The organism is Enterobacter sp. 120016 (genome assembly GCF_018383635.1).
In the GTDB taxonomy this organism is placed as follows: Bacteria; Pseudomonadota; Gammaproteobacteria; order Enterobacterales; family Enterobacteriaceae; genus Enterobacter; species Enterobacter asburiae_D.
Window position 1 is genome coordinate 168,501 of sequence record NZ_JAHAWC010000001.1, and the last position, 25,495, is coordinate 193,995.

23 protein-coding genes are annotated in these 25,495 nt (G+C 56.3%); 14 read left to right on the top strand and 9 right to left on the bottom strand.

Annotated elements, in window-relative coordinates; genetic code table 11:
• The first annotated feature begins 10 nt into the window (after nucleotides 1-10).
• Nucleotides 11-1,102 (top strand): alkylhydroperoxidase domain protein, encoded by a 1,092-nt coding sequence (locus tag KIF87_RS00805; RefSeq protein ID WP_213327596.1) that lies wholly within the window; start codon nucleotides 11-13, stop codon nucleotides 1,100-1,102.
• Between the two features lie 6 nt (nucleotides 1,103-1,108).
• Here KIF87_RS00805 and araJ read toward each other — a convergent pair whose 3' ends face one another.
• Together araJ and KIF87_RS00815 are read right to left on the bottom strand one after the other, a co-directional pair.
• Entirely contained in the window at nucleotides 1,109-2,284 is a 1,176-nt protein-coding gene (gene araJ, locus KIF87_RS00810) for an MFS transporter AraJ (RefSeq protein ID WP_213327597.1), read from the bottom strand.
• Between the two features lie 120 nt (nucleotides 2,285-2,404).
• Nucleotides 2,405-3,049: a QnrE family quinolone resistance pentapeptide repeat protein gene (locus tag KIF87_RS00815; protein WP_213328007.1), complete on the bottom strand. Its 645-nt coding sequence runs from the start codon at nucleotides 3,047-3,049 to the stop codon at nucleotides 2,405-2,407.
• Nucleotides 3,050-3,228: 179 nt separating this feature from the next.
• On the opposite strand from KIF87_RS00815, the gene ppk2 reads away from it, so the two are divergent.
• From ppk2 to KIF87_RS00830, 3 genes are all read left to right on the top strand, one after another.
• Nucleotides 3,229-4,071 carry a polyphosphate kinase 2 gene (gene ppk2 / locus KIF87_RS00820; protein ID WP_249665771.1) on the top strand — a complete coding sequence of 281 codons (843 nt, stop codon included), beginning with the start codon at nucleotides 3,229-3,231 and terminating at the stop codon, nucleotides 4,069-4,071.
• 99 nt (nucleotides 4,072-4,170) lie between these two features.
• A complete protein-coding gene (locus KIF87_RS00825; protein ID WP_159514247.1) occupies nucleotides 4,171-4,362 on the top strand; it encodes a type II toxin-antitoxin system CcdA family antitoxin in 192 nt (63 codons plus the stop codon).
• Nucleotides 4,362-4,685 (top strand): CcdB family protein, encoded by a 324-nt coding sequence (locus tag KIF87_RS00830; RefSeq protein ID WP_213327598.1) that lies wholly within the window; start codon nucleotides 4,362-4,364, stop codon nucleotides 4,683-4,685. Before KIF87_RS00825 ends, KIF87_RS00830 begins: the two co-directional genes overlap by 1 nt.
• Nucleotides 4,686-4,744: 59 nt before the next feature.
• Here the strand turns inward: KIF87_RS00830 and fdnI are convergent, their stop codons facing one another.
• Genes fdnI through fdnG form a run of 3 tightly spaced genes read right to left on the bottom strand, consistent with a single transcriptional unit; the run spans nucleotide 4,745 to nucleotide 9,337 of the window.
• Complete coding sequence (gene fdnI / locus KIF87_RS00835) at nucleotides 4,745-5,401, bottom strand: formate dehydrogenase-N subunit gamma (RefSeq protein WP_063437952.1); 657 nt, start codon at nucleotides 5,399-5,401, stop codon at nucleotides 4,745-4,747.
• Nucleotides 5,394-6,278, bottom strand: a complete 885-nt coding sequence (gene fdxH, locus KIF87_RS00840) for a formate dehydrogenase subunit beta (RefSeq protein WP_202761593.1) — start codon at nucleotides 6,276-6,278, stop codon at nucleotides 5,394-5,396. Before fdxH ends, fdnI begins: the two co-directional genes overlap by 8 nt.
• An 11-nt stretch (nucleotides 6,279-6,289) precedes the next feature.
• The gene (gene fdnG / locus KIF87_RS00845) at nucleotides 6,290-9,337 is read right to left on the bottom strand and encodes a formate dehydrogenase-N subunit alpha (RefSeq protein WP_213327599.1); all 3,048 of its coding nucleotides are present in this window, start codon (nucleotides 9,335-9,337) and stop codon (nucleotides 6,290-6,292) included.
• Between the two features lie 221 nt (nucleotides 9,338-9,558).
• Here fdnG and yddG point away from each other — a divergent pair, with 221 nt between their 5' ends.
• Together yddG and KIF87_RS00855 are read left to right on the top strand one after the other, a co-directional pair.
• Nucleotides 9,559-10,437, top strand: a complete 879-nt coding sequence (yddG, locus tag KIF87_RS00850) for an aromatic amino acid DMT transporter YddG (protein WP_213327600.1) — start codon at nucleotides 9,559-9,561, stop codon at nucleotides 10,435-10,437.
• Between the two features lie 630 nt (nucleotides 10,438-11,067).
• Entirely contained in the window at nucleotides 11,068-12,177 is a 1,110-nt protein-coding gene (locus tag KIF87_RS00855) for a porin OmpC (RefSeq protein WP_033145646.1), read from the top strand.
• Nucleotides 12,178-12,232: 55 nt separating this feature from the next.
• On the opposite strand, the gene KIF87_RS00860 is transcribed toward KIF87_RS00855, so the two are convergent.
• Nucleotides 12,233-13,177, bottom strand: a complete 945-nt coding sequence (locus KIF87_RS00860; RefSeq protein ID WP_213327601.1) for a LysR substrate-binding domain-containing protein — start codon at nucleotides 13,175-13,177, stop codon at nucleotides 12,233-12,235.
• A 170-nt stretch (nucleotides 13,178-13,347) separates the two neighbouring features.
• Here KIF87_RS00860 and KIF87_RS00865 point away from each other — a divergent pair, with 170 nt between their 5' ends.
• Genes KIF87_RS00865 through KIF87_RS00895 form a run of 7 tightly spaced genes read left to right on the top strand, consistent with a single transcriptional unit; the run spans nucleotide 13,348 to nucleotide 19,799 of the window.
• The gene (locus KIF87_RS00865; protein WP_213327602.1) at nucleotides 13,348-14,298 is read left to right on the top strand and encodes a branched-chain amino acid ABC transporter permease; all 951 of its coding nucleotides are present in this window, start codon (nucleotides 13,348-13,350) and stop codon (nucleotides 14,296-14,298) included.
• Nucleotides 14,299-14,306: 8 nt separating this feature from the next.
• Nucleotides 14,307-15,413 carry a branched-chain amino acid ABC transporter permease gene (locus tag KIF87_RS00870; protein ID WP_213327603.1) on the top strand — a complete coding sequence of 369 codons (1,107 nt, stop codon included), beginning with the start codon at nucleotides 14,307-14,309 and terminating at the stop codon, nucleotides 15,411-15,413.
• Entirely contained in the window at nucleotides 15,410-16,177 is a 768-nt protein-coding gene (locus tag KIF87_RS00875; protein ID WP_213327604.1) for an ABC transporter ATP-binding protein, read from the top strand. Before KIF87_RS00870 ends, KIF87_RS00875 begins: the two co-directional genes overlap by 4 nt.
• Entirely contained in the window at nucleotides 16,170-16,889 is a 720-nt protein-coding gene (locus KIF87_RS00880; RefSeq protein ID WP_213327605.1) for an ABC transporter ATP-binding protein, read from the top strand. Before KIF87_RS00875 ends, KIF87_RS00880 begins: the two co-directional genes overlap by 8 nt.
• Nucleotides 16,890-16,917: 28 nt before the next feature.
• The gene (locus KIF87_RS00885) at nucleotides 16,918-18,075 is read left to right on the top strand and encodes a branched-chain amino acid ABC transporter substrate-binding protein (RefSeq protein ID WP_213327606.1); all 1,158 of its coding nucleotides are present in this window, start codon (nucleotides 16,918-16,920) and stop codon (nucleotides 18,073-18,075) included.
• Nucleotides 18,076-18,093: 18 nt separating this feature from the next.
• Complete coding sequence (locus KIF87_RS00890) at nucleotides 18,094-18,576, top strand: L-2-amino-thiazoline-4-carboxylic acid hydrolase (RefSeq protein WP_032656897.1); 483 nt, start codon at nucleotides 18,094-18,096, stop codon at nucleotides 18,574-18,576.
• Nucleotides 18,573-19,799 carry a Zn-dependent hydrolase gene (locus KIF87_RS00895; RefSeq protein WP_213327607.1) on the top strand — a complete coding sequence of 409 codons (1,227 nt, stop codon included), beginning with the start codon at nucleotides 18,573-18,575 and terminating at the stop codon, nucleotides 19,797-19,799. The genes KIF87_RS00890 and KIF87_RS00895 overlap by 4 nt, the downstream gene beginning before the upstream one ends.
• A 39-nt stretch (nucleotides 19,800-19,838) precedes the next feature.
• Here KIF87_RS00895 and KIF87_RS00900 read toward each other — a convergent pair whose 3' ends face one another.
• Entirely contained in the window at nucleotides 19,839-21,722 is a 1,884-nt protein-coding gene (locus KIF87_RS00900) for a potassium transporter Kup (RefSeq protein WP_213327608.1), read from the bottom strand.
• 77 nt (nucleotides 21,723-21,799) lie between these two features.
• Entirely contained in the window at nucleotides 21,800-23,287 is a 1,488-nt protein-coding gene (locus KIF87_RS00905) for an MFS transporter (protein WP_213327609.1), read from the bottom strand.
• A gap of 116 nt (nucleotides 23,288-23,403) precedes the next feature.
• On the opposite strand from KIF87_RS00905, the gene KIF87_RS00910 reads away from it, so the two are divergent.
• Nucleotides 23,404-23,997, top strand: coding sequence for a TetR family transcriptional regulator (locus KIF87_RS00910; protein WP_213327610.1), 594 nt, complete (start codon nucleotides 23,404-23,406; stop codon nucleotides 23,995-23,997).
• A 57-nt stretch (nucleotides 23,998-24,054) separates the two neighbouring features.
• On the opposite strand, the gene KIF87_RS00915 is transcribed toward KIF87_RS00910, so the two are convergent.
• On the bottom strand, nucleotides 24,055-25,494 hold the full coding sequence (locus KIF87_RS00915; RefSeq protein WP_213327611.1) for an anion permease: 1,440 nt from the start codon (nucleotides 25,492-25,494) through the stop codon (nucleotides 24,055-24,057).
• Between the last annotated feature and the right edge of the window lies 1 nt (nucleotide 25,495).

Here is a 25,495-nt window from a genome sequence, read left to right on the forward strand (position 1 = left end):
GGAGACACCTATGTCATTAAGTCAGGACATTCTCGCCGAGCTGGCGGAAATTAAACCCGGTTCCCCTCTGGCAGAGGCGCGCGCCACGCGTGATGCCGCCACGCGCCACGCGCAGGGCAGCTACGAAATCCTGTTTAGCCAGCAGGATGGTGATTTTGCCCTCGACGAGCGCTTCGCCGTGGCGGCTAAAGTCGCCAGGTGGCACAGCGCGGAGGCGCTGGCCGCACACTATGCGGGGTTTGGCCTGGCCGACCCCACCTCAGAACGCCTGACCCCGGCGCTGAATTTTGCGCGGCTGCTGACGTTCTCCCCCGTCGAAGCGACGCCCACAGCGTTAAGGGCGCTGACCCAGGCGGGATGGAGCAAGGAAGGCATTGTAACCCTGGCACAGCTCGTCGCGTTTGTGAGCTTCCAGAGCCGACTCATCACCGGGCTGCGGCTGCTGAACGACAAGCCCGTCGCCAAAAGCGATGCGCCGGTGGCGGCAGGCATCTGGCACACGACCGCAACAACGGTCACCGGGAAGTCGGCCCCCGTCGCGTTTACCCAGCAGGAGCTGGGATGGGAACCGTGGATAGCAGCCAAACCGCTGGCGGACTTCCGTGACGATGAGGTTGCCATCCTGGCGAAATTTGGCCATACCGATTCCGACTACTTCCGCCTGCTGGGGCGCAACCTGCCGGTGCTTGAACAGCGCACGTTGACGGATAAAGGAATTTTTTATACATCGGGGGGATTGCCGCGCGCCGAGCGCGAGCTGGCCGCAACGGTAGCCAGTAAAATCAACGGCTGCATTTATTGCGCATCTGTCCATGCGCGTAAAGCCAGCCAGCTGTCAAAGGATGACGCGGCGGTAGAGGCCCTGCTGGCCGTGAGGCCGGGGCGGTCTCTGAGCGAGGGGCAATCCGCACGCTGGCAGGCGGAAATCGATTTTGCGGCGGCGCTGTCGGTCACGCCGCCTGCCGCCACGCCGCTGCACCTTGCCGCGCTGGAAAAAGAGGGGTTGGATACCCTGGCGCAGCTTGATCTGGTGCAGTCCGCCGCGTTCTTCGCCTGGGCCAACCGCCTGATGCTGACCCTGGGTGAGCCCTGGCTTGCCTGAAACCGGTCAGGCTAGCGCGCGAGCGTTAGCCTGAGCCCGTCTGGCCCGCAGGTGGCCGTAGATCAGCAGCGCACTCATGGCCGAGAAAGAGAGTATTGCCGCCGGCAGCGTGACGTAACGCCAGCTAAAGCCGAAGGTAATCATCATCCCGCCAAAATACGCGCCAATCGCACTGCCGAGATTAAACGCCATCTGCCCCCCTGCCGCCCCCAGCATCTCACCGCCCTTCGCATTTTGCAGAAGCAGAATTTGCAGCGGTGCAGAGAGTGCGAACAGCCCGGCACAGCAGATAAAGCCCATGACCAGCGAGGCCGTTTTCAGTTCGCCAAAGGCGAAAAGCAGCAGCAGCGAGGCGACAATCACCATGTCGGTGGTAGCCGCAATGCGCAGCGGGCTAAAACGCCCCGAGAGCTTACCGCTCAGCAGATTGCCCAACACCATGCCAAGCCCCATCAGCATCATGATGGCCGTCATCATCCCTTCTGAATAACCGGAGACGTTGACCATAAACGGCTTAACAAAGCTGAACCACGCGAACACCCCGGCGTTGCCAAACATGGTGGCGGCAAAAATCAGCCAGGGTTCTGGTTTTTTCAGAAAGTGGAACTGCTCGGTCAATTTGATTTCTGACGTGTCGCGGATGTCCGGCACCCAGAGCAGAACCGAGAGGATCACCAGCGCATCGAACACGGCAATCAGAAAAAAGGTATAGCGCCAGCTGAACTGGTGCCCGAGCCAGGTCCCCAGCGGAACGCCCACCAGGTTCGCCACGGTCATACCGGCGATCATTCCCGCCACCGCGACCGTCACCTTACCCGGCGGCGCAATTTTAGACAGGATAATCGCCCCGACGCCAAAAATGGCCCCGTGCGGAAAACCGGAAATCAGCCGTCCCAGCGCCAGCCAGAAGTACGACGTGGAGAACGTAAACAGACCGTTGCCGACAGCGGACATCGCCACCAGAAACAGCAGCGTGGTTTTTAATGAGAACTTGCCTGAGAACAGCGCCATAATCGGGGCACCAATCACCACACCGAAAGCATAAAACGAGATCATATTCCCGGCGGAGGGAATCGAAATACCGGTGTCATGTGCCAGTTCGGTGAGCACGCCCATAATGCCAAATTCAGCCATCCCGAGGCCAAATGTGCCAAGTGCCAACGAAAAAATTGTCTTTTTCATACTTCAACCACTGGTTAATCACTCGCGACGGGCATTATTGAATAATCTTGTATGGTGAGCCAGTTCAAATCCGTTGGCTGACAGGTTAATCCATTAATTCAGGTAAGGTTGTGAATACCGCTAGCCCAAAACCACGATGCCAAGCCGCTCCATCAGCTGGGAAATCTGATAGCTGTCCAGTTTGACACCCTGCAAATCAATACCGCGCACGTCCAGTTCACCCAGCTCTGAGTTGGTCAGATCGCAGTGGGTAAAATTGGCCGCTCGCCAGTCAAAAGAGGAGAACTCGCCCCCCGACAGATCCGAGCCGCTGAAGGTGGCACCGAGTATTTGCGCACCGTTCCAGCGGTTTTCCCACAACTCGCATTTTTCCAGAACCACCTTCGAAAAATTGGCATAGCTCAGGTTGCTTTTTGTTATGTAAGCACTGCAAAACCAGGTACGCGTAGTGATCATGTTCATAAAACTGGCCCCGCGAAAATCAGCCCCTTGCGCCCTGCATTCACGAATTTCGATGCCTAAGGCATTCGAATGCCTGAAATCCGCCATCGATAAATCGCAGCTTTTGAAAATGGCATCTTTAAGCTGCGCCCGAGTAAATTTACCGCCCTGCTGGCTTTCCCGGTCATAGAACTGACAGCCGATAAACTCCGTGCTGGTCAAATCCGTGCCTGAAAAGTCGCAGTTACGAAAAATTGCATTCTCTATTTTCTCGCCGGTAAAACGAGTACGACCGATTTTTTCGCCCTCAAAAATCAATGCCATCACAGCCACCTGTTTATTCATACAGTATCATTCATCATTCTAACCCGTTACCTGTAGAAGAGAAACTCGCTTATCAGACACATATGTCAAAAATTCCCGCGAAGGTTGCAGGTCAGCATTACACTTCAAAGTGTTAGTTCCTACTAAGCACATCACCCGATCCGGAGATGAGGATTATCATGGGAAACGCAAAACAGAAGAAAACCAAAGCAGTGACCGTGAACAAAGCGAGCGTAGATAGCGCGGTTAAACCCGTGCTGAAGACCAAAGAGTACGAACGAGAGCTTCGTCGCCTGCACGTGGAACTGGTTAAGCTCCAGCAGTGGGTCGTCGCCAAAGGTCTCAAAGTGTGTATTGTTTTTGAAGGACGCGACGGCGCCGGTAAAGGCGGTACTATTAAAGCAATCACCGAGCGCGTTAGCCCTCGCGTGTTTCGTGTTGTTGCGCTGCCTGCCCCAACTGATAAAGAAAAAAGCCAGCTCTACTTCCAGCGCTATGTGCCGCATCTGCCTTCGGCAGGCGAGATCGTGATATTCGATCGCAGCTGGTATAACCGCGCGGGTGTCGAACGGGTAATGGGATTCTGCACTGAGGAACAGGTGGAGAAATTTTTGGACGGCACACCGGTCATGGAAAAAGCGATGGTCGATGCCGGTATTATCCTGCTGAAGTACTGGCTGGAGGTGACGCCGAAAGAGCAGGAGCGCCGCCTGCGCGACCGTATTAACGATGGTCGTAAAATCTGGAAGCTATCGCCGATGGATATTAAATCCTTTAACCTGTGGGACCAGTATACCCTCGCGCGCGACGCGATGTTTGAAGCCACCGATACCGCCTGGGCGCCGTGGTTTGTGGCGCGTTCAGAAGATAAAAAACGCGTGCGCCTGAATATTATTTCGCACCTGCTTTCGCAGATCCCCTATAAAGAAATACACGTAGACAAGGTGGATTTACCGAAACGCAAAATTGGTAAAGTCAAACCCACAAAATACCCGTTCCGGTATGTGGAGGAGCGGTTCTGAAATTACTGGAATACGCCTCGCAGAATGCAGATTACCAGGGGGTACAGTATTGTTTTTTGTTGGCTGCGGTTGATAATAACCGCACCAACAAAGGAGCTAATGATGAAACATACCGCAGAAACAAAACCGGGCCAGAACATCACATCGCGTAAGCCCTTGTGCCATGCAGAACAACGCTCTGCCAGACGGCATCAGCCTTCCGAAGAAGATCGTGCATTTATGCAGGCAATGAATGAGTTTGTAGAGAAACATGGAACGATTACTGATGATGATTTTTTCAGGGTGCTTTAATGCTGAGACAATTTAATGTTTATCGTAATACGTCTGCGGCAACTCGGGACAGACTTCCTTACTACATGCTTATTCAGGATGATTGCTACGACGATCTTGCCACACGCGTAATCGTACCGCTAGCGAGAAATAATAGGTTACCGTTATGGCAGAGCCAACTGGCTCCAGTCGTTAATATCGATTTTGAAACGTTTCTGATTTATTCGCCAATGATCACGAATATTAATAATCAAAAAATCGACCCTAAAGACTTTGTTTGTAATTTACGTAACGCCCGTCATGACGTTATAGCGGCAATTGATCGTTTATTGACAGATACATGACTTAAGGCCCGCCAGGTAGGCAAGCGCAGCGCCGCCGGGCAAAGCCGACGGCGCAGGGCTCACTTCATTCCTTCCGTACTTTCCTGTTTCGCTTCCAGACGTTCCACATCACGATACCAGCGCGGGTGGTGTTTCTGCGCCCAGCGACGGCTCACCTTCCCTTCAATCATCCCTTTAATCGATCCTTTTACCCAGAACGCCATATACATATGGATCAGGATGGCGTGGATCAGGATGATGGCCGACGTGGCGTGGATCAGCAGCGCGTAGCGAATCACCTGAATCGGGAAATACTGCGCAAAATACGGACGCCAGATAATCACCCCGGTCACCAGCAGCACAAAAATCATGCTCATGATGGTCCAGAACATCATCTTCTGTCCGGCGTTGTATTTCCCCACCTTCGCGACCTTATGCTCGTTGCCCTTCAGGACTTCAACAATCCCTTTCACCCACGGGATATCCTGCTTGTCCGGGATGTTATGGTGGACGAAGCGCACGAACATAAACATCAGCACCACGAAAATCAGCACGCCGAAGAACGGGTGCAGAATGCGCCCCATCTGCGGAGTACCGAAGGTTTCGGTCAGCCACTGCAGCGTCGGGAAGAAGAACGAAATCCCCGACACCGCTACCAGGAAGAAGCAGATCACCACCGTCCAGTGACAGGCGCGGTCGACAAACTTCGTGCGCACTATCATTTTCGACTTACTCATGATGCTCCTCCTCGTCGTCATCCACCTCCTTGTTTGGCCCGATACCGATGTAGTGATAAATCAGCCCCGCAAAGGTGGCGATAAAGCCCGCCGCGGAGAGCGGTTTAAGCGCCCCTTTCCACAGGTTGATGGACGTATCGATCGCCGGATCCTTCGGCAGGTTGTGGTACAGCTCCGGCTGGTCGTTGTGGTGCAGCACATACATCACGTGCGTACCGCCCACGCCCTGCGGGTTATAAACACCCGCATTCTGGTAGCCGCGCGCTTTCAGCTTGTCCACCCGCGCCTGCGCCACGTCCAGCATCTCTTTTTTGGTGCCGAAGTGGATAGCCCCCGTCGGACAGGTTTTCACACAGGCAGGCTCCTGCCCAACGCTGACGCGATCCACGCACAGGGTGCATTTGTATACCCGGTTATCCTCTTTATTGAGGCGCGGGATATTAAACGGACAGCCCGCGATGCAGTACCCGCAGCCGATACAGTTGTCCTGCTGGAAGTCGACGATCCCGTTAGCGTACTGAATAATCGCACCGGCAGACGGGCACGCCTTCAGGCAGCCCGGATCTTCACAGTGCATACAGCCGTCTTTGCGGATGAGCCACTCCAGCCTGCCGTTCTGCTCGGTTTCGCTAAAGCGCATCACCGTCCAGGATTTGGCGCTCAGATCCGCCGGATTGTCGTAGACCCCGACGCAGTGCCCCACCTCGTCGCGGATATCGTTCCACTCCGAGCACGCCACCTGGCAGGCCTTGCAGCCCACGCAGGAGGAGACGTCGATAAGCTTGGCGACCTCTGCCTTGTAGTCCCGCGCGCGGGGCGCGGGCGTTATCGGGTTAGTCGCGGAGCGTTTGATAACGTCTTGTGTTTCCATCGCCATTGAATCGCTCCTTACGCTTTCTCGATGTTGACCAGAAACGCCTTGTACTCCGGCGTTTGCGAGTTTGAATCGCCGACGTTTGGCGTCAGGGTATTGGCGATGTAGCCTTTCTGCGCCACGCCCTCAAAGCCCCAGTGCAGCGGGATACCAACGGTCTCCACCTGCTGCCCGTGCACGTTCAGACTTTGCAAACGACGGGTCACCACCGCCACCGCGCGAATAAAGCCGCGCTTGCTGCTCACCTTCACGCGGTCGCCGTTGGCAATCCCTTTCGCCTTCGCCAGCGTCTCGCTGATCTCCACAAACTGTTCCGGCTGTGCGATAGCGTTAAGCCGCGCGTGCTTGGTCCAGGTATGGAAATGCTCGGTCAGGCGGTAGGTCGTCCCTACGTACGGGAACTTGTCCTTTTTGCCTAAGCGCAGAACGTCGTCTTCGTAGATGCGCACCACCGGGCTGGAGATCACGTTCGGGTGCAGCGGGTTGGTGCCCAGAGGCGTTTCCATCGGCTCGTAGTGTTCCGGGAACGGCCCTTCAGCCAGCTTGTTGAGGGCAAACAGGCGTCCCAGCCCTTCCGGCTGCATGATAAACGGCCCGGTGCTGCTGCCCGGCGCGGCGGTGTTGTAATCCGGGATATCGTTCCCCGTCCATTTCGCCCCGTTCCACTGGATCAGCATGCGTTTCGGATCCCACGGCCTGCCGTTTACGTCTGCAGACGCGCGGTTGTACAGCACGCGACGGTTCAGCGGCCACGCCCATGCCCAGCCCAGCGTATTGCCCAGCCCGGACGGATCGGCGTTGTCACGGTTGGCCATCTGGTTGCCCTGCTCCGTCCAGCTGCCGGTGTAGATCCAGCAGGACGACGCCGTCGTGCCGTCGTCGCGCAGCAGCGCGAAGCTGTTCAGCAGCTGGCCTTTCTTCGCCACCAGGTTGCCGTTAGCGTCATAGAGATCCGCCAGCGCCACGCCGTTGTTCTCTTTGGCGACTTCCTCTGACTCAGGACGATCGGGCTGCTTATAGTTCCAGCTCATTTTCAGCAGCGGCTCAGCGCCCTTGCCGCCTTCGGTGCGGTACATTTCGCGTAGGCGATGGTAAATCCCGGCCAGGATCTCGCCGTCGTTACGCGCTTCGCCCGGAGCGTCCTGACCTTTCCAGTGCCACTGCAGCCAGCGGCCAGAGTTAGCAATGGAGCCGTCCTCTTCCGCAAAGCAGGTAGACGGCAGGCGGAACACTTCGGTCTGAATCGACGCCGGATCGACATCGTTTGATTCGCCGTGGTTCTGCCAGAACGTCGAGGTTTCGGTCACCAGCGGGTCGATAATCACCATGTACTTCAGCTTGCTCAGGCTGCGAACGACTTTGTTTTTGTCCGGGAAGGAGGCCACCGGGTTGAAGCCCTGGCAGATATAGCCCGTGACGTTGCCTTTATCCATCATGTTGAAGTACTTGATGACGTCGTAAGCCTGGTCCCACTTCGGCAGCCACTCAAAGCCCCAGTCGTTCTCCTTCTGCGCAGCATCGCCGTAGAAGGATTTCATCAGGCTGACGTAGAACTTCGGATAGTTACTCCAGTAGTTCACCTGATCCGGCAGCGTCGCTTTTGGCGTATTGGCCTCAAGATACATTTGCAAATCCGCCTGCTTTTCAGACGGCAGCGTCAGGTAGCCCGGCAGGCTGGTTGAGAGCAGACCAAGGTCGGTGAGCCCCTGAATATTGGAGTGACCGCGCAGCGCGTTCACGCCGCCCCCCGCCATGCCCATGTTGCCGAGCAGCAGCTGGATCATCGCCATGGTGCGGATGTTCTGCGCGCCGACGGTATGCTGCGTCCAGCCCAGCGCGTACAGGAACGTCGTGGTTCTGTCTGCTGCACTGGTTGAGGCCAGCACTTCACACACCTTCAGGAAGTCCGCTTTCGGCGTGCCGCAGATGTTTTCCACCACGTCCGGCGTATAGCGAGAAACGTGCTGCTTCAGCAGGTTCCACACGCAGCGCGGGTGCGTTAGCGTTTCATCACGCATCGCATAGCCGTTTTCGTCGAACTGATAGTTCCAGGATGTTTTATCGTACTGGCGTTTTTCAGCGTCATAGCCGCTAAACAGCCCGTCATCGAAGGCAAAATCATCCCGCACCAGCAGGTTCGCGTTGGTATAGTGCTTAACGTATTCCGCGTTAATTTTGTTGTTTTCGATCAGGTACAGCAGTACCCCAGACAGGAACGTAATGTCCGTGCCGGAGCGGATTGGCGCATAGATATCGGCCACCGATGCCGTACGCGTAAAGCGCGGATCGACGACGATAAGCGTCGCATCGTTGTTGTTTTTCGCTTCCATCGCCCAGCGGAATCCCACCGGATGGGCTTCTGCGGCGTTACCGCCCATCACCACCACGACGTTAGCGTTTTTGATATCAACCCAGTGGTTGGTCATCGCACCGCGACCAAATGTTGGAGCAAGACTTGCTACCGTTGGTCCGTGTCAGACGCGCGCCTGGTTGTCTACCGCCAGCATGCCGAGAGAGCGCACAAATTTTTGCGTCAGCATGCCGGTTTCATTACTCGCCGCAGACGCGCAAAGCATCCCGGTGGAAAGCCAGCGGTTAACCGTTACGCCCTGCGCGTTCTTTTCTATAAAGTTGGCGTCGCGGTCGGCTTTCATTAATTTGGCAATACGGGAGAAGGCCTCATCCCAGGAGATACGCTGCCATTTATCAGAACCCGGCGCGCGGTATTCCGGGTAGCGCAGGCGATTTTCGCTGTGTACATAGTCCAGCAGCCCCGCCCCTTTCGGACACAGCGCCCCGCGGCTCACCGGATGATCCGGATCCCCTTCAATATGGTAAATCGCTTCTCTGGCGTTCTTCGCGCCATCGCCCAGGCTATACATCAAAAGCCCACAACCTACGGAGCAGTATGTGCAGGTGTTACGGATCTCTTTCGCGCGCAGCAGCTTATAGTTGCGTGCCTGAGCCAGCGCCATTTTGGGAGCAAATCCCAGCATGGCTGCCGTTGTTCCGGCCATACCGCCCGCGCAGATTTTAAAAAATTGTCTGCGGCTGACGTCCATTGTTGTCCTCGTGTTCGAATAAGACTTCGTGGCGCAAACTAGCAGTAACCTCCCTGATTTTTTTGCGTCAAATCAAGGTCATCTGTCTTCACCCCCTTAATAGTCACCCCCGGAATATTTAAATACCCCTTTTTGATTAACGGTTTAAGAGAATAATTCGCGACAGCGTCAGGATGAATGCGATACATTTTTCGTTTGATTTTTATTGCAATGGCGAAGTAATGGACAGAAAAAGAGCAACGCTTATTGGGCTGGCGGCAATACTGTTATGGAGCACCATGGTCGGCCTAATTCGCAGCGTGAGTGAGGGGCTGGGCCCGGTAGGCGGTGCGGCGATGATCTACACCCTCAGCGGGTTACTGTGTCTGGTGACGGTAGGATTTCCTGATATCAGGCGGTTTTCACCCCGCTATCTTATTGCCGGCAGCGTTTTATTTGTCAGCTACGAAATATGCCTGGCGCTGTCGCTGGGCTATGCCGCAACGCGCTCGCAGGCTATTGAAGTGGGCATGGTCAATTATCTTTGGCCAAGCCTGACCATTGTGTTTGCCATCTTGTTCAACGGACAGAAATCAACCCTGTGGGTGATCCCCGGTTTAGCCGTCTCATTGCTGGGCGTCTGCTGGGTATTGGGCGGTGAACAGGGTTTACATCTTGATGAAATAACCCGCAATATTGTTTCGAGCCCGCTGAGCTACGCGCTGGCGTTTGCCGGGGCATTTATCTGGGCCGCCTACTGCACGGTCACCAGCAAATTTGCGAAAGGACAAAACGGCATCACCCTGTTTGTTTTGCTGACCGCGCTGAGCCTGTGGGTGAAATATGCCCTGAGCGATCAGCCCGAGATGGTGTTCACGCTTCCGGTGGTGGTGAAACTCGTCATGTGCGGTATCGCGCTTGGGTTTGGATATGCCGCATGGAATATTGGCATCCTTCACGGTAACGTCACGGTACTGGCTGCCATATCGTATTTTACCCCTGTCCTCTCAGCCGCGCTTGCCGCCGCAGTGCTGAGTTCCCCCCTCTCATTCTCGTTCTGGCAAGGCGCGCTGATGGTCTGCGCCGGGTCGTTGCTCTGCTGGTACGCAACAAGACAATAATGCTTTCTCCAACGGCCGGGGGAATTTCAGCCCGGCAACATAATTAACATAAATTTAAAATGTGATCGCACCTCAGAATATTTATCATAATAATAGGGCATCCGTTTAAATTCGGTTTATATTTGACGCCTTCTGTAAACGGCCAACAAGGTAATTGACATAAACTGACAACAGAATGAAATTAGTCAATCGTGAATATTAACACCATGGATAGCATTGAGTGTAATAATTCAATTCTGACAGATCCTTGTAAATATTCGTAATATACGTCAAAACACTCCCCTAACTCACTGTTATTAAGTCAAAAACACTAATACCTACCCCTCAATGCATCGGAAATGCCGAAATCTAACCCAATATACTAAAACTCGCAGAAATTATAGCGATGGCAATAGTCCCGCAGATAACATAATTATTAATTGTATAAAATTCGGTCGCTTTGTTTGAATAATCGCCTCTTCACACGATCGAGATCACACTAATTGAAATTATCTCTAATATTTTGAAACTTATTATTGAAATAAGACTACAAGATTTTTAAAAATAGCATGCCATTGATGAGCAGCCTCGTTTAGAAATCGTTCACAGTGGTTCAGGAAATACCGAAAAAAATTATAAGGAACATTTAAGATGAAACTTAAATTAGTTGCAGTGGCAGTCACTTCCATGCTGGCAGCAGGCGTTGTTAACGCTGCCGAAATTTACAACAAAGACGGTAACAAGCTGGATCTGTACGGTAAAGTAACAGGTCTGCACTATTTCTCTGATGACGCTGGCGCAGATGGCGATAAAACCTACATGCGTATCGGCTTCAAGGGCGAAACCCAGGTTAACGATCAGCTGTCCGGCTACGGCCAGTGGGAATACCAGATTCAGGGTAACAAAGACGAAGGTGACAACCAGTCCTGGACCCGTGTGGCGTTTGCCGGCCTGAAGTTTGCTGAAGCAGGATCCTTTGATTACGGTCGTAACTACGGCGTGATTTACGACGTGACCTCATGGACAGACGTTCTGCCAGAATTCGGCGGTGACACCTATGGTGCCGACAACTTCCTGCAGTCTCGTGCAAACGGCGTTGCGACCTACCGTAACCAGGATTTCTTTGGTCTGGTTGACGGCCTGAACTTTGCTCTGCAGTACCAGGGTAAAAACGGCAGCGTAAGCGGTGAAAACACCAGCGGTCGCAGCCTGCTGAACCAGAACGGTGACGGCTACGGCGCGTCCCTGACTTACGACCTGGGCGAAGGCTTCAGCGTAGGTGGCGCAATGTCCTCTTCACGTCGTACCGCTGACCAGAATGCTGCTGGCGTATACGGTGAAGGCGACCGCGCAGAAGTGTACAGCGGTGGTGTGAAATACGACGCAAACAACATTTACCTTGCTGCGCAGTACTCTCAGACCTATAACGCAACCCGTTTCGGTACCTCTAACGGTAACCGCAGCGACATCTACGGTTTTGCAAACAAGGCGCAAAACTTCGAAGTTGTGGCTCAGTATCAGTTCGACTTTGGTCTGCGCCCATCCATCGCTTACCTGCAGTCTAAAGGTAAAGACATCGAAAACTTCGGCGACCAGGATCTGGTTAAATACATCGATGTTGGCACGACCTACTATTTTAACAAAAACATGTCCACCTACGTGGATTACAAAATCAACCTGCTCGACGACAACCAGTTCACTCGCCAGGCAGGCATCGGTACCGACAACATCGTTGCGCTGGGTCTGACCTACCAGTTCTAAACCTTGTCTGTACAAAAGCCAGCTGAATAAGCTGGCTTTTTTTTATCTGTCTCTTTTACCCTGCTGACGACTCCCCGCTCGCCGCCCGACGCAGCCAGTTTTGCAGCAGTTTACCGTCCTCGGTCATCTCTGTATCTGAACGAACGCAGAGGTGATAGTCGCGCCCGTCATCAATGGGTAAGTCAAATATCTTCACCAGCTCGCCGCTCTCAAGATAAGGTGCGATCAGCGGCTCGCGCATCAACGCGCAGCCCAGCCCGGCCTGCACGCCCGCCAGCGTTAACAGCCCGTCTTCAAACAGAGGGCCGCTGCGCCGGAGAGGGCGTTTTACCCCCTGCAGCAGAAACCACTGCGGCCATGTGGTGCGCTCCTCATCATGCAGCAGCGGCATTTGCAGCAGTTGCTCAGGCGTGTCGATATGGCCATGAATGCGCAAAAACGCGCGGCTGCACACCGGCACCATCTGTCCGGAAATCAGCTTTTCGCTCTGGTAGCCCGCCCACTGACCGTTACCAAAACGAATCGACATATCCGAGGCATCGCTCAGATAGTTACGATGATTGGCATACACAACGTTGATCTCGGTCTGCGGGTTGGCACGCATGAAATCAGGCAGACGCGGGATAAACCACCCCATGCCAAAAAGCGGGATCAGGCTGATGGTGACCTGACGCGTTTGCGCCTGCCCAGCCAGATGCTCCGTTGCCTGGCGCAGCACGTTAAACGCCGCACGGATCGAGCGGTAATATTCACGTCCGTGCTGGCTCAGCACCAGCCTGCGCCCCTGACGCTCCGTCAGGGGCATTTGCAGATACCCTTCAAGCACCTTGAGCTGATGACTGACCGCTGACGGTGAGATATCCAGCTCCTGCGCGGCCAGCGTTACGCTGCCCAGCCTGGCGATGGCCTCAAAGGCACGGACAGCCCGAAGCGGCGGATCGTTTGCCAGGCGACTGTCTGCATACGCAGACAAACCCGCCGATTGTTCTGTTTTATTCATATGTTGATTTCTTTAGGCTTTTTAGCCGGGAACGCCATTATATTATCTTTATATAAATCATTAAGATAAAGCAATACCGGTTTATCATAAGAAATAATATATGTGTATTTTACAATTTAATTCATTTATCGGATGGTAGCCGCAGAAAGAGCACTTTGCGGGTACAGACGTTGGATACACTCATACAACAACTGATCAACGGCGTGATGCTGGGAAGCATTTACGCGCTGATCGCGCTGGGCTATACCATGGTGTATGGCATCTTGCGCATTATTAACTTTGCTCACGGCGATATTCTGATGGTCGGTGCGCTCACCACGCTTTCCGCCATTAACGCCCTGAACGCCACCTTTCCGCACATGCCGCTGCTGCTGCAGCTTGGCGCTGCCCTGGCGATTGCCATGGCCGTTTGCGCCCTGCTGGCAATGGCCGTGGAGCGCTTTGCCTACCGCCGACTGCGCAACGCCCCGCGCCTGGCACCGCTTATCTCGGGTATCGGCGTCTCGGTCCTGCTGCAAACCGTGGCGATGATTATCTGGACGCGCAACCCGCTGATGTTCCCGCAGATCCTGCCCATGGAGCCGATCGCCGTGACGTCAGGAAGCGAACTGCATCCCCCTGCCATTGTGACCGTCACCGGCATTGTTACCGTGGCGCTGGCGCTTGCGGTGATGACAGGGCTATGGCTGCTGGTGGAATACACCCGCCTGGGCCGCGGCATGCGCGCCGTGGCGGAAAACCCGCGCGTGGCCACGCTAATGGGGGTTAACCCCAATGCCATTATTACCCTGACGTTCGCCATTGGCGGCGTATTTGCCGCGCTGGCAGGCGTCATGATGGCCAGCAACTACGGCAACGCCAGCTTCTCAATGGGCTTTTTGCCCGGGATTAAAGCCTTTACCGCCGCCGTGCTGGGGGGCATTGGTAACATTCGTGGCGCCATGATTGGCGGGATCCTGCTCGGCATTATCGAAGCGCTGGGCGCAGGTTATCTGGGGGAACTGACCCACGGCGTCTTTGGCAGCAACTATCAGGACGTTTTTGCCTTCATGGTCCTGATTCTGGTGCTGGTCTTCCGTCCGGCAGGCCTGCTGGGCGAGCGCGTAGCGCACAGGGCGTAAGGAAAAAGATGACTACTCTTCAACTACAAACCCCGGCGGTGCCGCGCAAATTCTGGTCAGGCATGGTCCTGTTTTGCCTCGCGCTGCTGGTTGCGCCCGTGGTGGCCACGCAGCTTGGCGGCAACTACTGGGTGCGCGTTATCGACTTCGCCCTGCTCTACATCATGCTGGCGCTGGGGCTCAATATTGTGGTGGGCTATACCGGCCTGCTGGATATGGGGTTTATCGCCTTTTACGCGGTCGGGGCCTATCTCGCTGCACTGATGGCCTCGCCACACCTGCTGGAGGTGTTTCCTGTCCTCGGCGTCTGGTTCCCGAACGGACTGCACACGTCATATCTGCTGATTATTCCGCTGGCTGCGCTCGTCGCTGCGGTCTGCGGCATTTTACTGGGGGCTCCTACGCTGAAGCTGCGCGGGGACTATCTGGCGATAGTGACCCTCGGCTTTGGCGAAATCATCCGCATCCTGATGCGTAACCTCGACCGTCCGGTGAACATCACCAACGGTGCAAAGGGCATTACCGGGGTGGATACGCTGAATCTGTTCGGCCTGAAGTTTAGCGGCGTATACCACTGGTTTGGTTTCAAAGTGCCCGCCCTGTGGCTGTGGTACTACCTGCTGATGCTGGTGATTGTGGCGATTATTTTTGTCTGCCTGCGCCTGCAGCATTCCCGTATTGGTCGCGCCTGGCACGCCATCCGTGAAGATGAGGATGTGGCCCGCGCGATGGGCATCAACGTGCGTAACTATAAGCTGCTGGCCTTTGCGATGGGTGCCTCGTTTGGCGGCGTGGCGGGTGCCCTGTTCGGCGCGTTTCAGGGCTTTGTCTCCCCGGAATCCTTCACGTTACAGGAATCCATTGCCGTGCTGGCGATGGTGGTGCTGGGCGGAATGGGACATATTCCGGGCGTGATCCTCGGCGCGATACTGCTTACCGCCCTGCCGGAACTGCTGCGCAGTCAGGCAGCCCCGGTTCAGCAGGCGCTATTCGGTACGGTACTGATTGACCCGGAAGTGTTGCGTCAGCTGTTCTACGGCCTGGCGCTGGTGCTGGTCATGCTGGTGCGTCCTGCCGGGATCTGGCCGGTACGCCACAAGGAGGTGAATACATGAGTCTGTTAACCGTACGCAACATGTCAAAACGCTTCGGCGGGCTTACCGCCGTGGATGACGTTTCGATCGTCGTGAACAAGGGTGAGATTTACGGGTTGATTGGTCCTAACGGGGCGGGAAAAACCACCTGTTTTAACCTGATCACCGGGCTTTATCCGGCGGACAGCGGTGAATTTTCAATTGCCGATAAGCCCTATTTCCCAAAGCACATTGAGAAAGTCACCGCCGCCGGGATTGCGCGCACCTTCCAGAACGTGCGCCTCTTTAACGACATGTCGGTGCTGGAAAACGTGATGGTGGGTCGCCACGTGCGCACCCGCAACGGCCTGTGGGCCGCGCTGAGTCGCCACAAACGCGCTCGTGCGGAAGAGACGCAGACCCGGGAGCTGGCCTGGCACTGGCTGGAGTACACCGGCATTGCGAAGTTTGCGCACTACCGCGCCTGCGATCTGGCCTATGGCCATCAGCGCCGTCTGGAGATTGCCCGCGCGCTGGCAACGGAACCGCTGCTGCTGGCGCTGGACGAACCCGCCGCCGGGATGAACGCAGCGGAAAAAGTGGCGCTCGGCGAGCTGCTTATCCGCCTGCGCGATGACGGCAAAACCCTGCTGATGATTGAACATGACGTCAAGCTGGTAATGGGCATCTGCGATCGCCTGACGGTGCTTGATTACGGCAAAACGCTCGCCAGCGGCACGCCGGAGAGCGTGCGTCGCGACCCGGCAGTGATCGCCGCCTGGCTTGGAGGCAACGCCCATGTCTGAATTACTGAAAGTGGAACGTGTGGACGTGCATTACGGCGGCATTCAGGCCGTACGCGATGTCTCTTTTACCCTGCACGAGGGCGAACAGGCTACGCTGATCGGCGCTAACGGCGCGGGGAAAAGCTCCACCGTGCGCGCCATTACCGGGCTGGAAAGCTTTAGCGGCAGTATTGAGTTCAACGGTAAAGCGGTACGTAAGCACAGGCCCGAAACCCTGCTCCGCGACGGGTTGGTCATGGTCCCGGAAGGACGCGGGATCTTCTCCCGCATGACGGTGCTGGAAAACCTGCAGATGGGCGCCTGGCTCAGGCGTGACACTGTCACCGTTAAGCAAGAAATGAACGCCATTTTCGAACGCTTCCCGCGCCTGGGAGAACGCCAGCATCAGCTTGCCGGCCTGCTTTCCGGCGGAGAACAACAGCTGCTGGCCCTTAACCGTGCCCTGCTCAGCCGCCCGCGGCTGCTGATCCTCGACGAACCCTCTATGGGCCTTGCGCCGAAGATGGTCGAAAACATTTTTGCCGTCATTGCCGGCCTTCGCGAGCGCGGCGTTGCCCTGCTGCTCATCGAACAAAACGCCCGTCTCGCGCTGGAAGTCACCGACAGCGCGTGGGTGATGGACAGCGGCAGCATTGTTCATCATGGCAAATCGAAAGCGCTGCTCAATGACGACCAGATTGCACAGATTTATTTGGGCGAAATGCCCGTTTAACAACACCAGCCAACATCAGGGAAATACAATGAAAACAGTAAAAATCAGTGCGCTTAGCGCCGCTATCCTCCTCGGCAGTTTTGCCTCGACGGCCGCGTGGGCAGCCGACGGTGAAACCGTGGTTATCGGTCTGGCAGGCCCGCTCACCGGCCCCTCCGCCCGTATCGGTAAAGATCTGGAGAACGGCGCGCAGCTGGCAATTGACGACATTAACAAGCAGCACCCGACCATCGGCGGCAAAGCGGTGACCTTCAAACTGCAGTCCGAAGACGATCAGTCCGACCCGCGCACCGCCGTGGCCGTGGCGCAGCGTCTGGTGGATAGCGGCGTGGCGGGCGTTGTCGGTCACTGGAACACCGGTACCAGCATTCCTGCCGCACGTATCTATCACGATGCGGGCATCGCACAGGTGGCACCGGTCGCGACCGGTCACGCCTATACCAAACAGGGTTTTGATACCAGCTTCCGCGTGATGGGCCATGACGACGACGGCGGTCAGTTTGCCGGTCAGTACGCGGTTAATACGCTGAAAGCCAAACGTATTGCGGTGATCGACGACCGTACCGCCTTTGGTCAGGGTCTGGCGGACCAGTTTATTAAATCGCTTGAAGCGCAGGGCGTGAAGGTTGTCGATCGTCAGTACGTTGATGACAAAACGGTGGACTTCAGCGCCGTGCTGACCGCTATTCGCAGTAAAAACGCCGATCTGATCTTCTTCGGCGGCGTCGACAGCCAGGCCGCACCGCTGGCGCGTCGAATCAAACAGCTGGGCATGAACGCCACCCTGATGGGCGCAGGCGGATTTGTCAGCCAGACGTTCCTGCAGCTGGCGCAGAAAGAAGGCGAAGGCGTGGTCGCGCTGGAGCCGGGTCTGCCCGTTGACCAGATGCCGGGTGGAAAGGCATTCGAGCACGCGTACCAATCACGCTACCACACCCATATCGAACTGCACGCTCCGTTCGCCTATGACGCCACCCGCGTGCTGGTTGCGGCGATGGAAAAAGCAAACTCCGTTGAGCCGTCCGACTATCTGCCCGCCCTGCGCGCCATCAGCTACTCCGGCGTCACCGGACAGATCGCGTTTGATAAAGAAGGTAACCTGAAATCGCCGTCTTTCACCGTTTACAAAGTTGTCGATGGCAAATGGCAGCCACAGACCGTGCTGGGTGGCGCAAAAGCGAAGTAACGCAGTGAGGGCAATGTGATGAGTGATAATAACGAGCTGGGCATTCTCGCCCGCCGCAAAATTGAAGCAGAAATTATTAAGCCAATTTATGAAATCCTGGTGCGCGAGATAGGGAAAACCCGCGCCCAGGCGGTCATTGGCGAGGCTATTGAGCAGGCCGCGATTGACGCAGGCAAAGCGTTTGCCAGCAAAGAACCCAACGGCGCGGACGTCAAGAGTTTCATCGCCCTGCAGTATCTGTGGGAAAAAGATAACGCCCTGGACGTGAAGGTGATCGACGCCGACGACCAGCAGTACAACTACAACGTGACCCGCTGCCGCTACGCGGAGATGTATCACGAAATGGGGCTGGGCGAGATCGGTCATCTGCTCTCCTGCGCGCGCGATGAAAAATTCATCGTTGGCTATGCGCCGGACGTGAAGCTGACCCGCACGACCACCATCATGCAGGGCGGTTCGTGCTGTGATTTCCGCTACCGCAGCAGTAAGGACAAGACATGATCCGCATCAACGCCGAACGGCTGTGGTCAACGCTTGAGATGATGGCGCAGATCGGCGGCACGCCCGCCGGTGGCGTGACCCGTCTGGCACTGAGCGAGGAAGATCGTATTGCGCGTAACCTGCTGCGCGACTGGGCGCTGGACGCGGGTTTCACCTGCGACGTCGACAGCATGGGCAATATGTTTATCCGTCGACCGGGGAAAAACCCGCAGCTTGCCCCGGTCATGACGGGTTCACATGTGGATACCCAGCCGCTGGGCGGTAACTACGACGGAGTTTACGGCGTGCTGGCCGGGCTGGAGGTGCTGCGAACCCTTAACGATCGTCACGTTGAGACTGAACGTGACGTTGTGCTGGTAAACTGGACTAACGAAGAAGGCGCGCGCTTTGCGCCAGCCATGCTCTCTTCAGGGGTCTGGACGGGGCAATTTAGCGAAGCGTATGCCCATGCCCGCGCGGATAACGATGGCATTACCGTGGGCGAAGCGCTGGAGAGCATTGGCTACCGGGGTGAAGCCTCTGCCCGCGCGTTTCCCGTTCACGCCTGCTACGAACTGCACATCGAACAGGGCCCGATCCTCGAAGATGAAGCCATCGATATCGGGTTAGTCCGCGCGGCAATGGGCCAGCGCTGGTTTACCCTGACGCTGGACGGATTCGCCGCCCACGCGGGCACGACGCCGATGCACAGCCGCCGCGACGCGCTGACCGCCTTTGCCGAGCTGGCGCTGAAGGTGGAAGAGATTGGCTATCGGCATGCGCCGGACGGACGCGCGACGATCGGTATGGCGAAGGTTACGCCAAACTCGCGCAACGTCGTGCCGTCTCGCGTGGAATGCAGCGTTGAGTTTCGCCATCCGGCGCAGCAGGCGCTGGAGACCATGGAAGCGGCGCTGCATAAGGTGGCTGAAAGCCTGAGACTGCGCGGCGTCGCTGCTGCCGTTGAACGCATTTTTGACTACGCGCCCATCGCGTTTGATGCCGAATGCCTGGCTCGTACGGAGAAGGCCGTAGCGGCACTGGGCTATACGTCGAAACCGATGGTCTCCGGTGCGGGACACGACGCCTGCTATGTCAGCAAAATTGCGCCCGCCAGCATGATCTTTATCCCCTGCGTGAAAGGCGTCAGCCATAACGAAGCGGAAAGGATCCTGCCGGAGTGGTCGGAGAAAGGGGCGAATGTGTTATTGCATAGCGTCCTGTCTGCGGCCCTTGAGAGATAGAACGGTGCGAAAGCAGAGGACCTCTGCTTTCGCCAGAATCTACACGGCAACGCGTCGGCTAATTTCGACAACCCGATCGCTGGGAAGGTGATAGTGGTTGATGACGTGCGTGCAGTTGCGCTTCATAAAAGCAAATATGTGCCTTTGCCAGGCCGCCATGCCTGCCTCACCCTCGCCTGCCACAATGGTTTCATGCCCGACATACCAGGTGGCGTCATCCGTGGCAAAAAGCGCATTAATCTCGCTGACACCCTGCAACAAACGCGGGATGTCCGGGTGTTCCATAAAGCCATACTGCGCCACGCCGTGCCAGTAGCCCGGCGCGCGCTGCTCTACCCTGATACGTTGCTCTTCCCCCACATAGGGCACATTCAGAATATCAATGGTAAGCGACAACACATCCTGCTGTAGCGCCCGGTTTCGCGCGACATGCCAGCGCATGACCGGCGGGATATTGTTCTGCGTACGGGTCAAAAAGATGGCGGAGCCCGCCACCCGGGGCACCGTCTTTTGCTGAAGCTGGGCAAAGAACGCATCCACGCTGACGCCCTTCTCGCCCACCGATGCGGATACCGCCTTAACGCCGCGGTGCCAGATCAGCATCACCGTACAAATCGCTGCGGCCATCAGCAGCGGAATATAGCCGCCTTCCAGGACCTTAATCAGATTGGCAAACAAGAAGGTGGCATCAATCACCAGGAAGCAGAGGGCAATAACCGCACTGCTGGCCAGGCTCCAGCGCCACACTTCCCGCATCGCCACAAACAACAGCCCCGTGGTCATCAGCATGGTTAACGACACGGCGATGCCGTACGCCGCGGCAAGCTTATCGGAGGATTTAAAGAACACCACCAGCCCGATGGTCACCACCATCAGCAGCCAGTTTATGATCCCGATATAAATCTGACCGTAGCTTTCTGCCGCCGTCTGTTTGATGCGTAATCGGGGTAGCCAGCCAAGCTGAATGGCCTGGCGCGTCATGGAAAACGCGCCGGTAATAATCGCCTGACTGGCGATGATCGTCGCCAGCGCGGCAAGAACGATGAGCGGAACCTGGAGCACGGGCGGACAGAGCGTGTAGAAAAGGTTTTGCTTGCCGTCGGCACCGGCCAGAATCAGCGCTGACTGGCCAGCATAGTTGAGCAGCAGCGAAGGAAAGACGATACCGTACCAGGCAAGCCAGATCGGCTTTTTACCAAAATGCCCCATGTCTGCATACAGGGCCTCGGCACCCGTCACGCAGAGAAAAACGCCCCCCAGGACCAGGAAACTGGTGTACCCGTTCGAAAACAAAAACGCGATGCCGTACGCAGGATTGAGGGCCAGCAGTACCGAGGGGTGTTGGACGATCCCCCGCACGCCCAGCGCAGCAATCGCTAAAAACCACAGCGCCATCACCGGGCCAAATATTTTCCCTATGCGGGCGGTACCAAAAGGCTGGATAAGAAACAGCGCCAGCAAAACCGCCACCGTCAGGGGTAATATGTACGGCTGGGACTCAGGGATCACCATCTCCAGCCCTTCCAGAGCAGAAAGCACGGAGATCGCCGGGGTTATCGCGCCGTCACCGTAAATGAGCGCTGCGCCAATCAGAGCGGCAAAAATGACCCAGCGCCCGCCTTTGCCTTTCTCCACCAGAAGCGACATCAAGGCCATGATGCCCCCCTCGCCATGATTATCAATTCGCATGGCGAAGGCGGCATATTTTATGGATGTCACCAGGATGAGTGTCCAGGTAATGAGCGAGAGCAGGCCCAGTATGACGCCGGGCGTAGGGTCATGCTCAGAGAGCGAAAGCACCGTCCGGAAGGTATAAAGCGGGCTGGTGCCGATATCACCAAAAACGACGCCCAGCGCCCCCCCTGCAAGCAGGGTTAACCGGGAGAGCGGTTGGGACGGTTCACTGCTGTGGCGAGGGCTCATATTTTCCAGCAAGAGTCAGATAATCCTATAAAAAACATAGCCCATCTGCCCCGCTCGCGCCAACCGCTCGCCCTGTATTACTGCGGCTTGGCCTTTGCCAGGCTAAACCAGATCCCCACTGCCAGCAGCAGCAGCATTCCGCCCGCGCTGCCCAGCGCCACGCTGTGCGAGGTGATAAACGCGCTTTTCGCCGCCTCAATCACCGACTCCGCCAGCGTCGGGGTCAGATCCTGCGCCACCTTCATCGCCTCACCAATGGATGACGAGGCTTTATCGACGAGCGAGGCATTCAGCCCTTGCGGCAGGTCAATTGACGCCGAGAAGCTGCGGGTCAACAGCAGACCAAAGATGGCGATCCCCAGCCCGGCCCCCAGTTCGTAGGACATGGTTTCAATTGCCCCTGCGGCGGCGGCTTTCTCTTTCGGCGCGGCCGCCATAATTGCCGAGGTCGAGGCCAGCAGCGCGCTGGCGGCACTGAAGCCGAGCAGCACCATCAGTCCCCACGCCTGCCACTGCTGCGTGCTGAAGTCGAGCATCGACAGGCCGATAAAGCTGACGGCGCTGAGCCCCATTCCGCCGGCGGCGACGATGCGTAGCCCCAAACGCCCGACCAGCACACCCGCGATCGGACCACTGAACCCGCTGGCGACCATCACCGGCAGCATGAACATTCCCGCTTCAAACGGCGTAAAGCCATGAACAAACTGCAGCTCCTGAGCCATCAGCAGCTCAAAACCGACCAGGGCAATCATGGCGGTCATCGCCATCACCACGCCGCTCAAAATGATGCGATGGCAGAACAGACGCATGTCGATCATCGGTACGCGAGCGCGGAGCTGAATACGCACGAAGATAAACAGCAGCACCGAGCCGGTCACCAGCGCGGACGCGACTACCCACGGTGACAGGGCGCCTTTTAGCGCGGTTTTCGCGCTGTAGACCAGCAGCAAAATCGCCACAATCAGCATAATGGCATGGCTAATATTCAGCGGCTGCTCCGGGCGGCCCTGCTGAGGAGGCACAAAACGCGCGGCCAGCGAAACCACCACCAGCACGATCGGCACGTTGATTAAAAACACCGATCCCCAGTAAAAATGCTCAAGCAGCATACCGCCAATCAGCGGACCAAACGCCGCACCACCGGACCCCACCGCTGCCCAGACGCCGAGCGCAATATTACGATCCCGCGCGTCGATAAACAGCGTGCGGATCCCAGCCAGCGTAGCCGGAATGATCATCGCCGCACCGATGGCCAGCGAGGCGCGCGCCGCAATCAGCCACCCTGCTGACGGGGCAAACGCTGCCGCCAGCGACGACAGGCCAAACAGCGTGCTGCCAATCATGAGCAATCGCTTAAAACCAATGCGGTCACCCAGGGCGCCCATCGGCAGCACCATTCCCGCCATCACCAGCGAGTAAATATCGATGATCCACAGCAATTCATTGCCGCTGGCACCCAGCGTCATGCTCAATGTCGGCGCCGCCACGTGCAGCACCGTCGCGTCGATCGCCACCGGGATATACACCAGCACGATAATCACTAACGCTAACCACTGACGAAACATAAATTTCCTTTTCTTTTAAAACATGGACACATGTCCAGGATGCGATCCTACGTAAAGTTGAACGCATGTCCAGCTTTTTGTTACACTCGTTTCATTCCCATTGAGAGTGAGTAAACATGCGATATCTGAGCAAGGATGAACGGCGGGAAGCCATCTTACAGGCCGCCATGCGCGTGGCGCTGGCTGAAGGACTGGCGGCCATGACGGTACGCCGTATTGCCGCCGAGGCCAGGGTCGCCACCGGCCAGGTGCATCATCACTTTACGTCCGGCGGGGAGCTAAAATCGCTGGCGTTCGTACGGTTGATTCGCGAGCTGCTGGATGCGGACGTCGCGGGTAAACAGGCCGGATGGCGGGAGCAGCTTCATGGCATGCTCGGCAGCGATGACGGCAGGTTTGAGCCCTATATTCGCCTGTGGCGTGAAGCGCAGATCCTCGCCAGCCGTGATGCTGACATCAAGGGCGCCTATGTGCTGACCATGGAGATGTGGCACCAGGAAACGGTGGCGCTTATCAAAGCGGGAACGGAGGCCGGAGAGTTGAAGCCGGGCGATCGGGCGGAAAATATTGCCTGGCGCTTGATTGGTCTGGTGTGCGGCCTTGACGGAATGTATATCTTAAACATGCCAGAAATGGACGAAGCCGCGTTTAACAACCATCTTGATACATTAATCACGCTCGAGTTGTTTAACACCCCGTCTAAGCAGTGAGGTTGCCGGGTGGCGGCGACGCCTTACCCGGCCTACCTTTTGTCTACTCCCGGTCTGTTAAGACTGCAGCATGCCGTGCTGCATCAGGAAACCCCACCAGGGAATGCCGAGGAACATGTGGATTAAAAACGTGCACAGCGCCACGAGCGTACCGATGGTCCACCATGACCTGATGTCGTTATACCCAGCGGCGAAGATAATCGGCCCCGCCGCGCCGCCATAGTGCGTGATGCAACCCCCATAGGAGTTGGAAAACAGAATGGCGAGGGCAAGCAGAACGGGTGCCGTTCCGGTGACCAGCCCCACGGTGGCAAAGACCGGCACCATCGCCGCGACGTATGCTCCGCCGGAGGCAAAGAAATAGCGAACCAGCACGCTGAGAAACACGATAATAACGATGGTCATGTTCCCCGCGCTGAGAAAATCGAGGTGCGCTGACAGGAAATCAGCCAGCCAGCGGAAAAATCCCTCCTTGCTCAGCGTGGCGCTAAGACCGATGATGCCCCCGTACCACATCAGAGTATTCCAGCCACCTTTGTTTTTCTGTACGTCGCTCCAGCCGATAATATTAAACAGCAGCGCTGCCCCCATCGCGATAATAGCGACGGCGGATTCATTTAGCCCAAGGTGACGAGAGAAAATCCAGCCTAATAACGCGGCGATAAAAATTACCACCAGCCCCTTCTCTTTGATGCTCATTGCCCCGAGGCTTTGCAGGCCGTTGGTCGCAATGGCGACATTATCAATATGTTTAATTTCCGGGGAGGCAACCCGGTAGCAAATATAGGGAATGATACACAGCATCAATAACCCCAGCGGGGCCCCTGCCAGCATCCAGCCGATCCAGCTAATATGAATATGGAAGATATCTGAAATTAGCTGTAGCGCTAACGCGTTTCCGGCAAAGCCCGTTAAAAACATATAGCTGGTCGTTTTAGTCACCATATAGACATTGACCATTAAATAACGCCCAGCCCTGCACGGTGTCTCTTTTGGTGTCGAGCCTAATACCGTCGCGATGCTGTTAATAATAGGAAAAACCACGCCGCCTGCCCGCGCGGTATTTGATGGGGTGGCGGGTGCCAGCACCAAATCCAGCAAGGCGGTCACATACCCCAGCCTCAGCGTCGTGCTGCCAAACTTGAGGATGAACCAGTAGGCAAGCCGTTTCCCGAGCCCCGTAGTAACAAAGGCCGCGCTCAGCGTAAAGGCGCTAAACACCAGCCAGGTCGTGCCCGAGGCGTATCCGCTCAGGACATCCATTGATTTCACTGGAGAATCCGGGAATTTTGTTACGGTAAAACAGGTTAATGCCACCGCGACCAGCATGATGACGGGTTCGGGATACGGTTTAATGACCAGCCCAACGATAGCGGACAGATATATGCCTGCCAGTATCCACGCCTCTTTGGTTAATCCATCAGGCGGAGGAATAAATATTGATAATAATATTATTATGGCAAGTAAGATTGTTTTTAAAACATTGGGATTAAGCATA